The following is a 13,010-nucleotide window of genomic DNA, read 5'->3' as shown; positions in this document are numbered from 1 at the left end:
CTCACACTAAGGCAAATTTTGTTAGAGTTTTAAAATTATTTTGAAAAATTTTACATTTACGGTTATATTTATGAGACGATTTTTTATATTTTTTATATTTGCAACATCCCTTTTTGGGGCACAGGTCGAGACTTACCGCTGGAACAACGGCGAGACATACCTTATGTTTTTAGAGAAGAACTCCCTTCCGCTAAAACCGCTCTACTACAACTTGGATGAAGATGAGCAACAACTTACCGAAGAGATCTATTCAGGCGTTCACTACCAGATATCAAAAGAGAAAAACGGGGAAATTTCTCAAGTTTTTATACCTCTAAATGATGAGTTGCAGATCCACATCTACAAAAATAACGCTGAGTACTTTTTTGAGACGCTGCCTATAATCAGCGAGACAAGAGTCGAGGCATTTACCCTAAAAATAGAGCACTCACCATATCTTGACATTATAAAAGAGACGGGTTCTGTTAAACTTGCAACCATTTTTGTCTCAAGCTTTAAACACTCGCTAAACTTCAAAAGAGACCTTCGCAAAGGTGATACATTGGCGATGATATATGAGCAGAAATATCGTCTTGGAAAGCCATTCTCCATGCCGACACTAAAAGCCGCAATGATAGAGATGAGAGGCAAAAAGCACTACATCTACTTAAATGACGACGGCAGATTTTATAATGAAGATGCAAAAGAGATAGAGGGTTTTCTGCTTGGCAATCCGGTAAGAGGAGCTAGAATATCTTCACGCTTTACAAAAAGAAGATTTCATCCTGTTTTGAAAAAATATCGTGCCCATTTGGGAGTTGATTATGCTGCTTCAAGAGGCACTCCAATCGCAGCTGCAGGAAGCGGAAGAGTCATCTTTATAGGAGAAACAAGAGGGTATGGCAAACTGATAAAAGTTCAACATGAAGATGGCTATATGAGTCTATATGCACATCAAAGCTCATTTAGAAAAGGTATTAGAAAAGGCTCTTATGTAAAAAAGGGTCAGATCATCGGTTATGTCGGAAGTACCGGGCTCTCAACCGGTCCGCATCTCCATTTTGGACTATATAAAAACAACCGAGCCATTGATCCTCTTCGCGTAGTTCAAGTTGCAACCAAAAAACTCTCGGGCAAGGAAAAAACAGCATTTCTGCAGCTAAAATCAAACTATGACGAGAGCATAAATCTGCATATTGCAAATGAGACAAAATTTGCAAGAGTCGGTGCACCGCAGAGTGTCTGCTACTTTTATAACGGAGAGCTATGTGTACAAGATAGAACGGGTTCAAACTCTTAAAGAACCAAATTTCGTAAAACCCATTTTAATAAACTACTCTGCCAAAGGGATCAGCAGAAAATGGGAAGCCGTTGTGACGCATGACAGTGTTGCCATTTTGCTTTGGCACAGAGAAAAAGATGCTTTTGTTCTTGTAAAGCAGCTTCGTGCATAAACTTATTCAGTTAACACCTTATATTTTAAGTTCATAATATACACCCCGACCTTTTCCAAAACTCTCAAAGATTCCTTTTTGAACTAAATCTGCTATATCCCTACTAGCTGTGAGTCTTTGGGATTTGGTTAAGCTCATATATTTATTTACCCTCATACCACCTTCAAATTTTTCTGGAAGATATGAGAGCATTTTGAGTATCACTTTTTTTTGTCTGTCATTTAATTTTTCAGCTCTGTGTTTATCCCAAAACTTTGCTTTTGTTTGTACTACTTCGACTTTTTGAAGGGTTTCATCGATAGATATTTCAAGAAGTTTTACAAACCATTCTATCCATAGTGTAATATCTTGATTTGTATTTTTACAAACATAATCCAGAACATCATAGTACTCTTTTCTATTTTTATAAATAATGGTAGAGATAGAATAAAACTTTGCATTTGCCAAATTTGACCCAGCTAGTACATAATCAGTTATGGCTCTAGCGATTCTTCCGTTTCCATCGTCAAATGGGTGTATTAGTACAAAGTAAAGATGAGCTACTATAGCTTTATAGATACTGTTTTGTTCATCTTTAGTGTTGAGCCATTTTAAAAAATCTTCCATGAGTCTATCTATACTACTTGATGGTGGTGCTATGTAGTGAGTTTTCTCTTTTTCCCAAGGACCAGATACTATTTGCATATCTTGGGCATCATTTCTGTATGCGCCTATTGTGATATCTCTTAATCCTGAGCTTCCTGTAGGAAAAAGTGCTTTATGCCATGCAGATAATCTTTTTTTAGTTAATGGCTCTTTATTTGATTTTGCATCTATGAGTATCTCTATTAGATTATCAGATTGTACGGTATAACTATAATCATCTTCAAGTCCAAGTTTTAAAAGCTTATTGATAGATGAACGAACCGATGATCTTTGAAGTATTTCCCCTTCAATAGCGGATGTTGCTATTGCCTCATCAAGAAGTACCTCAAGTAGCAATTCATTTGAATCGCTCCGATTCATAAAATTCTCTACCATCTTAAGCTGACCAAACTTATAAGTCAGACTATCAAGATTGACATTATCATAAGTAAAATTTGGAAAGTTACTGCTCTGCCATATCCATTTTAATTCATTTTCTAAAGAAGCTGTGCTTTGATCTGTTTTCATGAATTTATTGTATCATTTTTTGATACATTTATGGCTTTAAATTGTATCATCTTCCCATATCAAGTAAATTTAATATTTATGCCAACACAACCTTTCAAACTCTCTACTATGCCGAGTGTGATGATTCTATGAGGGTAAACGATGGAGGCGGATTAGATGATGAAGATATAGAGGTTATCTACATTCCGACCAAAGAGGCAAAAGAGTTTATGTTTAATGAGAGCTATCAAAAGACGACAGGAGTAATGATGGCGTTTTACTGGTTCTTTGACAACATCAGCCAAATTCGATAGGGTCCATATCTACTTCTGCCATAGTGTTCTTACATGCAGAAATAGCTTTAATGATATCGGTGCTTTTATCTGAACGCAGAAGTATCTCAAATCTGTACTTATCGGCAACCCGCTCAATGCCGCACTTTCCAAACCCGACTATCTCTACATTTGAAAACCTTCTTAAAGACTCTTGCATCTGTTGCATAGCTTCGCTTGCTTTAATGCCGTTTTTGTGTGAAAAGAGAATACGGCACAATTTTTTATAGGGCGGATAGAGCTCTTTTCTGTACTCTTTCTCATCCTCTAAAAAATCTTCATATCTCTCTATGTATGCATTAAAAAAATCTTCGTTGAATGTTTGAACAAGCACTTTTGCACTCTCTTTTCTCCCACTTCTTCCAGCTACTTGAACAAGTGTGGAGAGCGCCTTTTCTCTTGCTCTGTAATCACTCATATTTAGCATATTGTCAAGCCCTAAAACAACGGCTAAAGAGACGCCATGATAATCATGCCCCTTGCTTATCATCTGCGTTCCGACAAGTATATCTATCTCTTTGTCGTTAAATCGTTTTAGTGCCTCCTTTAGCTTGTTTGCTGTTGTAATGACATCTCTGTCAAACTGCTCTACATTTACCTCATCAAACTCACTCTGTATCTCTTTTACAACCTCCGCCGTCCCAAGTCTTGAACTTATAAGATTCGGGCTTTTACACTCCGAACACTCCTGCGGGATTGAGAGAGCAAAGTTGCAGTAGTGGCAATTTATAGACCTCGTTTTATGATGAATGCTCATCCCGACACTGCAAAATTCGCACTTATATGTATGCCCGCAATCAGAGCAGATAAGATACTTGAAGTTTGCACGAGTAGGCAGAAAAAGTATCGCCTGCTCTTTTGCTTCTAGCGTTTTTTGCAGACTATTCAGTATGATGGGCGAGAGTTTTTCGCTTGAACGCTCATACAAAAACTCTTTTTTAGAGCTAAAGTGCCCGCCTCTAAGTCTAAAATGTGGAAACTTTACATAGGTCGTCAAACTCGGCGTAGCACTTCCCAAAACAACGCCAACATCATATATTTTTCCCATATAGATGGCAATATCTCTTGCATTGTAACGAGGGCGTGAAGATGATTTATAGCTCTCATCATGCTCCTCATCTACGACTATCAGCCCTAAATCTTTCACTGGCAGAAACAGCGCAGAACGAGGACCTGCTATAATCTTCGCACTTCCGTCATGAATTTTTCTCAGAGACTCTTTTTTCTGTTTTGGTGTGAGCTTTGAGTGCCACATAACGACTGCATCCCCAAAATGCTTATGGAGTCTCTGGTTCATCTGTGGAGTAAGAGAAATTTCTGGCATAAGAAATATAGAGCGCTTCTTCTGCTCCATCATCTCTTCAAAGTACTTCATATATATCTCTGTTTTTCCGCTTCCCGTATCGCCAAAGAGGAGTGCAGTTTTGTGCTTTTTCAAAAATTCCAGTGCTTCGTTTTGTTTGGTTGAAAGAGTTATCTGCGGTAACACTCTCTCGTTCCCATGCTCCGCGTGGGAATGCACACCAGACTCATAAGGCAACATAACCCCAAACGCTTCCCCAAGTGAACAAAAATAGTAAGTTGAGATAAATCTGGCAAGGGAGATCTGTTTTTGTGAGTAGATGGAGTCGCTGATCTCTAATATATCGCTTGTTTTAAAATCGGGCTCTTTACATGAGGCAAGCACAACCCCATAAACTTCCCTGTTTCTAAATTTTACTTTTACTTTTGTGCCGATATCTATGGTATTTTGGCTTTGGTAGGTAAAGGCATCTAACGGAGAGTTAAGGAGTGTTATGTTGTAGTAGTTCAATTTTTTTATCTCGCTCCCATGCTCCTGCGTGGGAGTCTCTATTTTAAATTACTGACATGCTCTGCATTCCCACGTAGACCGTGGGAACGAGATAGAAAATAAATATCAATCAACTAAATCGTCGCAGTTATTGGAGCCAGACGTACACGTAAATATTCCAGTATCAGGATCATATGTAAAAGTCGTTGGCGTAGAACCGATATAAAATCTATATTGATTGTCAGCTGTCTTATTCCAATTGCCTGAGGTAGCACTATTTGTCATCGGGTATGTCAGAATTGCACCAAAAAGTCCGGTAGCGTCATCAAGCGTAGTTGGATAAGATGCACTTCCTCTTATCACGTTGCTTTTTCTCTCATTTGCTATAGCAGAGCGGATGGTCGCAACATCACCACGCCCTTTTGCAATATCAGCCTGTACAACAGTATCGCTTAACTTAGGCAGGGCTATACTCATAAGTATGCCTAAAACTACTATGACAAAAACAAGTTCTATAATAGTAAAAGCGCGAGAAAATTTCATAACAAACCTTGAGTAATAATTTTAAAATCATTCGAAAATAACTTAAAAATAACTACTTTTATATGCATTCCCACGCGGGAGCGTGGGAACGAGGGAAAATAAACCCTAGTTAGCTTGTACAGACAAGTTATAGTCATTTTCTGCAAAACTAAATCTTGGTGCATCTACACCGTTACCGTCTTCACAGTATATAGTCTCTACATTAGTTAAAGAATTAACAGTAGCTATAGCTCCACCATTAAAGGTAGAAGTATTGTTGTCATTATCCCCACAACCACCAAGATTATTAACATCAATAGTTATGCCTGCAGGAATATCAATAAAGTCTTCTAGCTGAAGCCCTACCACTGAACCAGGAGTAGCACTTCTCATTGTATTAGACCACATTGTAGGTCCGGCACTTCTGTTAAGAGTCGCTACGAAAGCCTCAACAGTTCCAATTCTTGCGTCTTCTGCAACACCGACCAATCTTGGAAGCGCAACAGCACTTAAAATACCTAAAATAACTATAACAAAGATCAACTCGATCATAGTAAAACCAGCTCTTTTCATAAGAACTCCTTGTAGATAAAAAATTTGGGTTACTCTTGCAACCTTAATGAACATTATGAAGCAGATGTCATTAATATACGCTTAAATAGATTTGTTATATATTTTGGAACTTTAATTGCTTGTAGAACTACAAATAAATAAAAGGAGTTCCCAATGAGCATACAAGTTTCAGCTTCACAGCATCTTGCCGCAAAAGCGCTTGACTACAGAGCGATGCGTCAGGATATGATATCTTCAAACATTGCAAACGCGGACACTCCTTTTTACAGACCAAGAGATATAAGTTTTGAAGATGCGCTCTCAGAGCAAAGAGCACAAATTTTAAACAAAAACACTCCAAAGCTTCAGATGGCTCAAACAGACGGAGCGCATCTGCCGCTCTTGGATGAGAAGAGCTCATATATGCCAAAGAGATTCTTTAGAGACGGGCATATGGCAAGAAATGACGGCAACAGTGTGGATCTTGATGTTGAAACAACAGAGATGAGCAAAAACTCCATTATGTTTAATGCTCTGGTTAATGCCATGAAGAAAAATTCAGGCATCTACAAGAGCGTAATAGATGCGTCTTCAAAAGTTAGTTAAAGGTAAATTATGTCAAATTTTTTAAGCAGTTTTGATATCAGCGGTTACGGACTATCTGCCCAGAGAGTTCGTGTAAATACAATCTCTCAAAACATTGCAAACGCTCAGACGACCAGAACTGACGAGGGCGGACCATACAGAAGAAAAGAGGTCGTATTTAAAGCGATAAACTTCAATGAAGAGTTCAACAAAGCAATCAATGGCATGAGTGAGAGTGCAAAATATCAAGACCCGCTAAATGAGGGTGAATTCGGTAAAAAGGTAAATCCTGCTATAATGAGCGTTATAGTTGATAAGATCTCACGCGACGACAGAGAGCCCAACTTAAAGTATGAGCCGAATCATCCTGATGCAGACGCTAACGGCTATGTGGCATACCCTAACATTAATCCTGTTATCGAAATGGCCGATCTAGTAGAAGCAACTAGAAGTTATCAAGCCAACGTCGCGGCTTTCGAGAGTTCTAAAAACATGGCAAACAGCGCAATTTCGCTGTTGCAATAAGTAGAGGTATATTATGAGTAGTATTGAGAACATTTCAGGCATCTCCTCCGCCGATCTGTTAAAACAAAAAAGTAAGATAGAGGGTGTTGGCGGTGAGGATTTTGCCAAAACACTTAAATCTGCCATCAATGAAGTTAACGAACTTCAAGAAAAGGGTGACAAGGCGGTCGGTGATATGGCAACGGGACAGGTCAAAGATCTGCACCAAGCTGCACTTGCCATCGGAAAAGCAGAAACCAGTATGAAGCTTATGCTAGAAATTCGCAACAAAGCGCTAAGTGCCTACAAAGAGCTAGGCAGAACTCAACTCTAAACCTAACTTTTATTGCTACGAAAGAACTTCTTTCGTAGCTTTTTATTAACACACTTCATTAGCATAAGATGCTATAATCCATTAAAAAACCAAGACAGCTAAAATATGAACAACCAAAATGCAAACACAGAGAACAAAAGTAAAAAGATATTTATACTCTATTCACTGATCGTTCTTGGATTTTTACTATTTTTAGGCGTTATGCTTCTAACCACGCTAAAGCCGCGCGACCTCCCATCTCTCTATACAAAAGAGAGCTCAAAAGCCATCAGGGGCTCCATCATAAGTGCTGATGGATTTCATATAGCTTCTACAGTAAAACTTTATAAAGCAGTCGTAAACACTCACTATATAGACCCAAAAAAGAGAGACCTTTTTATAGAACTATTTAGCATCTACTCAGGTATTGACGCAAAAGAGATAAAAAAGAAGATAAGCAAGCAAAAAGGGGTTGTAGTTCTTAGCTATAACATCGAACAAAAAGCGGCACAATATCTCAAGCAGTTGGCTTACGAGCTTAGACGACTAAATGTTTTTGTTGAGAGAAAAAATCCAATAACAGGCAGAACTTCACTCCACGGTCTTAGCATTATTGAGAGCGGAGAGAGCAGAGAGTACCCTTATGGCAAACTTTTAACACCCATCATAGGCTACCCTCATAAAGTTGAAGATGACGGATACACATACGTCAAAGGTGTCAAGGGGATAGAGAAAAAGTTTGAAAATGAACTTCAGGCAAAACAAGATGAACTAAGCCAAGGCAAAAGAGATGTGAACGGCTATATCATCCTAAACAAAGATAGTTTTACAAAACCAGAGATAAAGGGGCTTGACGTAAAACTAAATATACCGATCGCTCTTCAACTAAGAGTAGAGAAGATGCTCGACAGGATGAAGATTGAACTAGAAGCTAGAGAGGTGATAGCTGCGGTAATGGATACAAAAAGCGCTAAAGTCATCACCATGGCAAGCTCAAACAGATTTATGCCAAAAGCCATACAAAAAAGTGATTATCCTTCCCTAAACAGCTCCATGATCGAGTACAGCTTTGAGCCTGGGAGTGTTATAAAGACCATCACGTTTGCTCTCCTTTTAGATAAAGGACTTGTCAATCCTTATGATCTGGTAAACGGGCATAACGGACGCTACAAGATCGGAAAAAAAGTTATAACAGATGAGCATAAGTTTGATTGGTTAAGTGCCGAAAATGTGATCGTTCACTCATCAAACATCGGAATTGCACAGCTTGCACAAAAGCTCTCTGGAGTTGCATTCAATCAAGGTCTGCTTGATTTCGGTTTTGCGTCAAAATCTACGCCTGATCTTGTCTATGAAAAGGCAGGTTCCGTTCCTCATATAATGCAGCTTGAAAATGAGATCTATAAGGCTACCTGCTCCTACGGATACGGTATGCGTGCAAACCTGATGCAACTTATCCGCGCATACAGCGTCTTTAACAACAACGGAAGGATGGTTACGCCAAGAGTGGTGGAATCTTTTATAGATCACTACAACAGAGAGATCGATATACCAAAACAGGAACAGCCTCAAGTAATAAAAAGTTCAACTGCGCACAGAGTAAAAAAGATCTTAATCAAAACGGTCAATGAAGGAACAGGCGTAAAAGCCAAAACTGACGGCTTAGAGGTTGGAGGAAAAACAGGAACAGCACACATTGTTGAAGATAGAAAGTATGTCAACGAATATAACACGGCTTTTTTAGGTTTTGCGAATGATAAGAATAACAGATACACCATCGGAACAATTGTTATCCGACCTAAAAAAAGCCAGTTTGCAGCTCAAACGGCAGTACCTGTCTTTAAAAATATAGTTGACACACTAGTTGAAGAGGGCTACCTAAAGCCAGATATTATCAAGTAGTCTTGTAGCTCCCACTTTTACCTCAACTAAAATTACCGTATTACCGATCTCAACCTTTGAGAGCTGATTAAACTCACGGTCTAAAATCTCTACATAAAAGATCTCTAACGGTGCTAAAAGTTCTCTCATGGCGCTCTTTATCTCTTTTGCATCCAGAACTCCTCTACTGACCATAGCACTTGAGAGTCTAAGAGAGGATGAAATTTTAAGAGCCTCAGCTCTCTCATCTTTTCTAAGATATGCGTTTCTGCTACTAAGTGCCAAACCATCTTTTTCACGAACCGTGTCAACTGGAATTATTTCAACACTCATAAAAAACTGCTTGACCATCAAGGAGATAAGGTTTAACTGCTGTGCATCTTTTTTGCCAAAATATGCCCTTGTCGGGTTTACGATGTTAAATAGTTTCATGACAACAGTTAAAACACCGTTAAAGTGCCCCGGTCTACTCTCTCCCTCCAAGACATAGCCTCTAACCTTTGGTGCAAGGATCGAGACTTCATCGGCTCCATACATATCACTTGGCTGAGGGAAGAAAAGAACATCAACACCGCTTATCTCGCATATCTTCTTGTCGGCTTCATCTTTTTTGGGGTACTTATCCAGATCTTCACCCTTTAAAAACTGCGTCGGATTTAAAAATATAGAGACGACTACAGTCTCATTTTGCTCTTTTGCCTTCTTTATAAGTGAGATATGACCCTCATGCAGAGCTCCCATTGTCGGTACAAAACCAATACTTTGGTTTCCTTGAAAACCAATAGAGTTTTTTATACTTTTAAGGTGCTCTTTTAACTCTTGCGGACTAGAAATAATCTTCATTTTAAGCCTCAATTTAATATAATCGCAATTATACACTATTGGATTGATTTTATGGATAATTACGAATATACAGAGCTTTTAAAAAACCTTTCAAAAAAGATGAACAATATCACAGGCGTAGTTGAGCCTCATAAACTTCAAGAGCGTCTTGATGAGATCTCGGAGCTTGAAAACTCTCAAGACTTTTGGAATGATGCTGCAAATGCTGCGGTTGTGCAAAAAGAGAAGACGCAGTGTGAGAGAAAACTAAAAAAATACAACGTTGCAAAAGATGCTCTTGATGATGCAAAAGAGCTCTATGAGATGGCGAAAGAGGAGAGTGATGAGGATTCCATAAAAGAGTGTTTTGATGGGGCCGAAGAGCTTGAAGATTTTATCCGCGCCATGGAGATAGAGGTATTGCTGAGCGAAGAGACGGATGCTAACAATGCCATTTTATCAATTCACCCCGGAGCCGGCGGAACAGAGTCTCAAGACTGGGCATCTATGCTTCTTAGAATGTACAAAAGATTTGCAGAGAGACGCGGATGGAGCGTTGAACTTCTCGACTACCAAGCAGGTGATGAAGCTGGCATAAAAGATGTCTCGCTGCTTATCAAAGGTGAGAATGCCTACGGATATCTAAAAGTTGAAAACGGCATCCACAGGCTCGTGCGCATATCACCTTTTGACTCTAATGCCAAAAGACACACCTCGTTTAGCTCTGTTATGGTATCTCCTGAAATAGACGATGACATTAACATCGAGATAGAGGATAAAGATATTCGTGTAGACACCTACCGTTCAAGCGGTGCAGGCGGGCAGCACGTTAACAAAACAGAATCTGCTATAAGAATCACGCACATTGCCACAGGCGTAGTTGTTCAGTGCCAAAATGACAGAAGTCAGCATAAAAACAGAGCGACCGCTATGAAGATGCTAAAATCAAGACTATATGAACTTGAACTTGAAGCACAAAAAGCTGAAGCAGACGGTGTTGCAAAAAGTGAGATAGGATGGGGGCACCAGATACGCTCTTACGTTATGCAGCCATATCAGCAGATAAAAGATACAAGAAGCAACGTAGCATACTCAAATGTCAGCGCTATACTGGATGGCGATATAGATAAGATGATAGAGGATGTGCTTATATCTCAGAATCGCTCTTAGGCTTAGAGATAAAGCTATAGCCCAGAAAAACAGCTCCAAAAACCATACTTAAAATGGTCATATACTGTATCTGTTTCTTTTGAGCATTTTTAAGTTCTTCAACAAACTTTGAAGAAGAAGGTTCCTGCCTCTGATTTGTAGACGAAGAACTGCCGCGCACACTCGCCTCCATTCTGGCAACGTTAGCAGCAGCTATCTCGTTTTGGGTTGCAACCTCTTTTGGAGAGATCCAGAAGTACAATGCAAACCCTACAACTAACATAACTGCACCTGCTGTCCTAAATATTATAATTTTATATTTTTTAAATATCTCTTTCATTTATATACCTTTTTATAATAATAATTATGTCAGACTTCGAGTATGAATATACTTAAAGAGTTTAGAGTAAGCGACAAATGCTCCTACTTGCCTGATATGAATCAGACAACGCACTACAAAGTCATTGACGAGTGTTCAGTTGATTACTGTCAAGATCTCATAGAGCGCGGATATAGAAGATTCGGTAAGATGTACTTCAGACCTATCTGCCCTGCCTGTGATGAGTGCAAAAGTATAAAAATAGATGTTGAAAATTTCAAATTCTCCTCATCTCAAAGAAGAGTTATAAGAAAAGCTTCCGATGTTAAAAGCTATATTCAAAGACCTACGATCAGCAAAGCACACCTGGAACTATTTGAAAAATATCATCTTTTTATGAATGAGAAAAAAGGGTGGGATCATACGCCCTCATCTGCACAGAGCTATTATAACTCTTTTGTTGATGCCCATAACGATTTCGGTTATGAGGTTTTATACTTTTTGGACGATGAACTTATAGGAGTTGATCTTATCGATATTTTAGAAGACGGGATATCTTCTATATACTTCTACTATGATCCTGCTTATACACACTTATCGCTAGGAAGACTCTCTTTATATAATCAGATAACATTTGCAAAAAGAAGCAAAAAGAGATGGATATACCTAGGATACTACGTAAAAGATTGCCCATCTTTAGCATATAAATCTCACTACAAGCCCTATCTGACGCTTGAGGGAAGACCTACAATATATGAAGAGCCAATTTGGTCAGCTACCTAGCAGCTCCTCTTTTTGATACTCTCTGATCTCTCTCTTTTTTTTAAGCAGCTCCTCTTCAAGCTGCTTTATTTTTCTCTCTTCTCTCTCTTTGTCTTTCTCTCTAAGCCATCTTATCCTCTCGGCTTCACTATCTCTCTTATTTGCGGCTTCTCTCGCCTCTATTTCACTCTTGCGCTTTTTAAGAGCCTCTTCAACAAATAGTTTTACCTCTGGTGGGAGTGATATCTCGTCCTTATGGGTAGTATAGAACTCTACAATGCGTCTCTCATACTCATCTAACTCTATAATCTCGGAATTGATCAGCTGCTCAAAAAGTCTAACGTTACTCTTTTGCATTGACTCTTCAAAACTGATTTTTGAGATCCTTAAAAAATTTCTATCTTTTTTGTAAAGCTCCCTTAGCTTTTTCAAATAGTGCGTGTCATCTACGCTTCTATCTCCGGACTCGATGGCAAATCCATCTTTTTTTGTAATGTTGACATCTTTTATATACTCTTGTATCTCTTTTTTATAGTTTGAAAGCTCTGCAATCTCTGATAATTTTTCTATAGCTGTTGAGTTATCGTAAATTATATCACCCAATTGAGAGTACACTGAAGGGTTTTTAGCAAAGAGAGTTAATGAGAGAAGAGATATTGCTATAATTGTTTTCATTTTTTTGCCTGATTTTTTTTATTTTTTTAATTATAGTAGATATAATTGCGTTATGATTAAAAAAATAAAAATTGAACTTATTTACTTCCTGTCAATCTTGTTGGTGCTATCTCTTTTACAGCACTCAGACCTCTTAACTTCGCCTATGCAGAGAGCTTCTTTGATGATGGAGCGTGGAAATTTTCTGCATCCGCTTCTTTGGACATCCGCTGTCTATATAATTATACTAGCTTTAAGA

Annotated in this window: 16 protein-coding genes; 9 read left to right on the top strand and 7 right to left on the bottom strand. The window is 38.6% G+C overall.

Annotated features, from left to right (window positions below):
- The first annotated feature begins 70 nt into the window (after positions 1 to 70).
- Together FCU45_RS01990 and FCU45_RS01985 are read left to right on the top strand one after the other, a co-directional pair.
- Positions 71 to 1,279: a peptidoglycan DD-metalloendopeptidase family protein gene (locus tag FCU45_RS01990; RefSeq protein WP_137011739.1), complete on the top strand. Its 1,209-nt coding sequence runs from the start codon at positions 71 to 73 to the stop codon at positions 1,277 to 1,279.
- The gene (locus FCU45_RS01985) at positions 1,248 to 1,433 is read left to right on the top strand and encodes an NUDIX hydrolase (protein WP_188109171.1); all 186 of its coding nucleotides are present in this window, start codon (positions 1,248 to 1,250) and stop codon (positions 1,431 to 1,433) included. The genes FCU45_RS01990 and FCU45_RS01985 overlap by 32 nt, the downstream gene beginning before the upstream one ends.
- A gap of 18 nt (positions 1,434 to 1,451) precedes the next feature.
- Here FCU45_RS01985 and FCU45_RS01980 read toward each other — a convergent pair whose 3' ends face one another.
- Positions 1,452 to 2,585 (bottom strand): DUF4172 domain-containing protein, encoded by a 1,134-nt coding sequence (locus FCU45_RS01980; RefSeq protein ID WP_137011737.1) that lies wholly within the window; start codon positions 2,583 to 2,585, stop codon positions 1,452 to 1,454.
- 41 nt (positions 2,586 to 2,626) lie between these two features.
- Between FCU45_RS01980 and FCU45_RS01975 the strand changes: the two genes are divergently transcribed.
- Positions 2,627 to 2,878 carry an NUDIX hydrolase gene (locus FCU45_RS01975; RefSeq protein ID WP_246032211.1) on the top strand — a complete coding sequence of 84 codons (252 nt, stop codon included), beginning with the start codon at positions 2,627 to 2,629 and terminating at the stop codon, positions 2,876 to 2,878.
- Here FCU45_RS01975 and FCU45_RS01970 read toward each other — a convergent pair.
- The 3 genes from FCU45_RS01970 to FCU45_RS11695 form a co-directional block, all read right to left on the bottom strand.
- Positions 2,862 to 4,709: a primosomal protein N' gene (locus FCU45_RS01970; RefSeq protein ID WP_137011735.1), complete on the bottom strand. Its 1,848-nt coding sequence runs from the start codon at positions 4,707 to 4,709 to the stop codon at positions 2,862 to 2,864. The two genes, FCU45_RS01975 and FCU45_RS01970, sit on opposite strands and share 17 nt — an antisense overlap.
- Positions 4,710 to 4,814: 105 nt before the next feature.
- On the bottom strand, positions 4,815 to 5,231 hold the full coding sequence (locus FCU45_RS01965; protein ID WP_137011733.1) for a type II secretion system protein: 417 nt from the start codon (positions 5,229 to 5,231) through the stop codon (positions 4,815 to 4,817).
- Between the two features lie 105 nt (positions 5,232 to 5,336).
- Entirely contained in the window at positions 5,337 to 5,783 is a 447-nt protein-coding gene (locus tag FCU45_RS11695; protein WP_137011731.1) for a type II secretion system protein, read from the bottom strand.
- A 153-nt stretch (positions 5,784 to 5,936) separates the two neighbouring features.
- On the opposite strand from FCU45_RS11695, the gene flgB reads away from it, so the two are divergent.
- The 4 genes from flgB to FCU45_RS01940 all read left to right on the top strand — a co-directional run bounded on the left by flgB (position 5,937) and on the right by FCU45_RS01940 (position 9,066).
- Positions 5,937 to 6,368 carry a flagellar basal body rod protein FlgB gene (flgB, locus tag FCU45_RS01955; RefSeq protein WP_137011729.1) on the top strand — a complete coding sequence of 144 codons (432 nt, stop codon included), beginning with the start codon at positions 5,937 to 5,939 and terminating at the stop codon, positions 6,366 to 6,368.
- A gap of 9 nt (positions 6,369 to 6,377) precedes the next feature.
- On the top strand, positions 6,378 to 6,872 hold the full coding sequence (flgC, locus tag FCU45_RS01950; RefSeq protein WP_137011727.1) for a flagellar basal body rod protein FlgC: 495 nt from the start codon (positions 6,378 to 6,380) through the stop codon (positions 6,870 to 6,872).
- Between the two features lie 13 nt (positions 6,873 to 6,885).
- Positions 6,886 to 7,185 (top strand): flagellar hook-basal body complex protein FliE, encoded by a 300-nt coding sequence (fliE, locus tag FCU45_RS01945; protein ID WP_137011725.1) that lies wholly within the window; start codon positions 6,886 to 6,888, stop codon positions 7,183 to 7,185.
- A 105-nt stretch (positions 7,186 to 7,290) separates the two neighbouring features.
- Complete coding sequence (locus tag FCU45_RS01940; RefSeq protein ID WP_137011723.1) at positions 7,291 to 9,066, top strand: peptidoglycan D,D-transpeptidase FtsI family protein; 1,776 nt, start codon at positions 7,291 to 7,293, stop codon at positions 9,064 to 9,066.
- Here the strand turns inward: FCU45_RS01940 and panC are convergent.
- Complete coding sequence (gene panC, locus FCU45_RS01935) at positions 9,043 to 9,888, bottom strand: pantoate--beta-alanine ligase (RefSeq protein WP_137011721.1); 846 nt, start codon at positions 9,886 to 9,888, stop codon at positions 9,043 to 9,045. The genes FCU45_RS01940 and panC overlap by 24 nt on opposite strands.
- 51 nt (positions 9,889 to 9,939) lie before the next feature.
- On the opposite strand from panC, the gene prfB reads away from it, so the two are divergent.
- Positions 9,940 to 11,037 carry a peptide chain release factor 2 gene (gene prfB, locus FCU45_RS01930; RefSeq protein ID WP_137011719.1) on the top strand — a complete coding sequence of 366 codons (1,098 nt, stop codon included), beginning with the start codon at positions 9,940 to 9,942 and terminating at the stop codon, positions 11,035 to 11,037.
- On the opposite strand, the gene FCU45_RS01925 is transcribed toward prfB, so the two are convergent.
- The gene (locus FCU45_RS01925; RefSeq protein WP_137011717.1) at positions 11,015 to 11,356 is read right to left on the bottom strand and encodes a hypothetical protein; all 342 of its coding nucleotides are present in this window, start codon (positions 11,354 to 11,356) and stop codon (positions 11,015 to 11,017) included. The two genes, prfB and FCU45_RS01925, sit on opposite strands and share 23 nt — an antisense overlap.
- 42 nt (positions 11,357 to 11,398) lie before the next feature.
- Between FCU45_RS01925 and FCU45_RS01920 the strand changes: the two genes are divergently transcribed.
- Positions 11,399 to 12,118 (top strand): arginyltransferase, encoded by a 720-nt coding sequence (locus FCU45_RS01920; protein WP_137011715.1) that lies wholly within the window; start codon positions 11,399 to 11,401, stop codon positions 12,116 to 12,118.
- Here the strand turns inward: FCU45_RS01920 and FCU45_RS01915 are convergent.
- On the bottom strand, positions 12,107 to 12,772 hold the full coding sequence (locus FCU45_RS01915; protein ID WP_137011713.1) for a hypothetical protein: 666 nt from the start codon (positions 12,770 to 12,772) through the stop codon (positions 12,107 to 12,109). The two genes, FCU45_RS01920 and FCU45_RS01915, sit on opposite strands and share 12 nt — an antisense overlap.
- Positions 12,773 to 13,010: the final 238 nt, after the last annotated feature.

The sequence above is a fragment of the Sulfurimonas crateris genome, from assembly GCF_005217605.1.
Classification (GTDB): Bacteria; Campylobacterota; Campylobacteria; order Campylobacterales; family Sulfurimonadaceae; genus Sulfurimonas; species Sulfurimonas crateris.
This window is presented reverse-complemented; position numbering and strand designations above follow the sequence as displayed.

What these genes read in the sequence shown, in the direction of transcription:
- flgC (WP_137011727.1), top strand. Translation starts at nt 6,378, where the DNA reads ATGTCAAATTTTTTAAGCAGTTTTGATATCAGCGGTTACGGACTATCT.
- FCU45_RS01980 (WP_137011737.1), bottom strand. Translation starts at nt 2,585, where the DNA reads ATGAAAACAGATCAAAGCACAGCTTCTTTAGAAAATGAATTAAAATGG.
- FCU45_RS11695 (WP_137011731.1), bottom strand. Translation starts at nt 5,783, where the DNA reads ATGAAAAGAGCTGGTTTTACTATGATCGAGTTGATCTTTGTTATAGTT.
- FCU45_RS01940 (WP_137011723.1), top strand. Translation starts at nt 7,291, where the DNA reads ATGAACAACCAAAATGCAAACACAGAGAACAAAAGTAAAAAGATATTT.
- panC (WP_137011721.1), bottom strand. Translation starts at nt 9,888, where the DNA reads ATGAAGATTATTTCTAGTCCGCAAGAGTTAAAAGAGCACCTTAAAAGT.
- FCU45_RS01915 (WP_137011713.1), bottom strand. Translation starts at nt 12,772, where the DNA reads ATGAAAACAATTATAGCAATATCTCTTCTCTCATTAACTCTCTTTGCT.
- fliE (WP_137011725.1), top strand. Translation starts at nt 6,886, where the DNA reads ATGAGTAGTATTGAGAACATTTCAGGCATCTCCTCCGCCGATCTGTTA.
- FCU45_RS01920 (WP_137011715.1), top strand. Translation starts at nt 11,399, where the DNA reads ATGAATATACTTAAAGAGTTTAGAGTAAGCGACAAATGCTCCTACTTG.
- FCU45_RS01965 (WP_137011733.1), bottom strand. Translation starts at nt 5,231, where the DNA reads ATGAAATTTTCTCGCGCTTTTACTATTATAGAACTTGTTTTTGTCATA.
- prfB (WP_137011719.1), top strand. Translation starts at nt 9,940, where the DNA reads ATGGATAATTACGAATATACAGAGCTTTTAAAAAACCTTTCAAAAAAG.
- flgB (WP_137011729.1), top strand. Translation starts at nt 5,937, where the DNA reads ATGAGCATACAAGTTTCAGCTTCACAGCATCTTGCCGCAAAAGCGCTT.
- FCU45_RS01990 (WP_137011739.1), top strand. Translation starts at nt 71, where the DNA reads ATGAGACGATTTTTTATATTTTTTATATTTGCAACATCCCTTTTTGGG.
- FCU45_RS01925 (WP_137011717.1), bottom strand. Translation starts at nt 11,356, where the DNA reads ATGAAAGAGATATTTAAAAAATATAAAATTATAATATTTAGGACAGCA.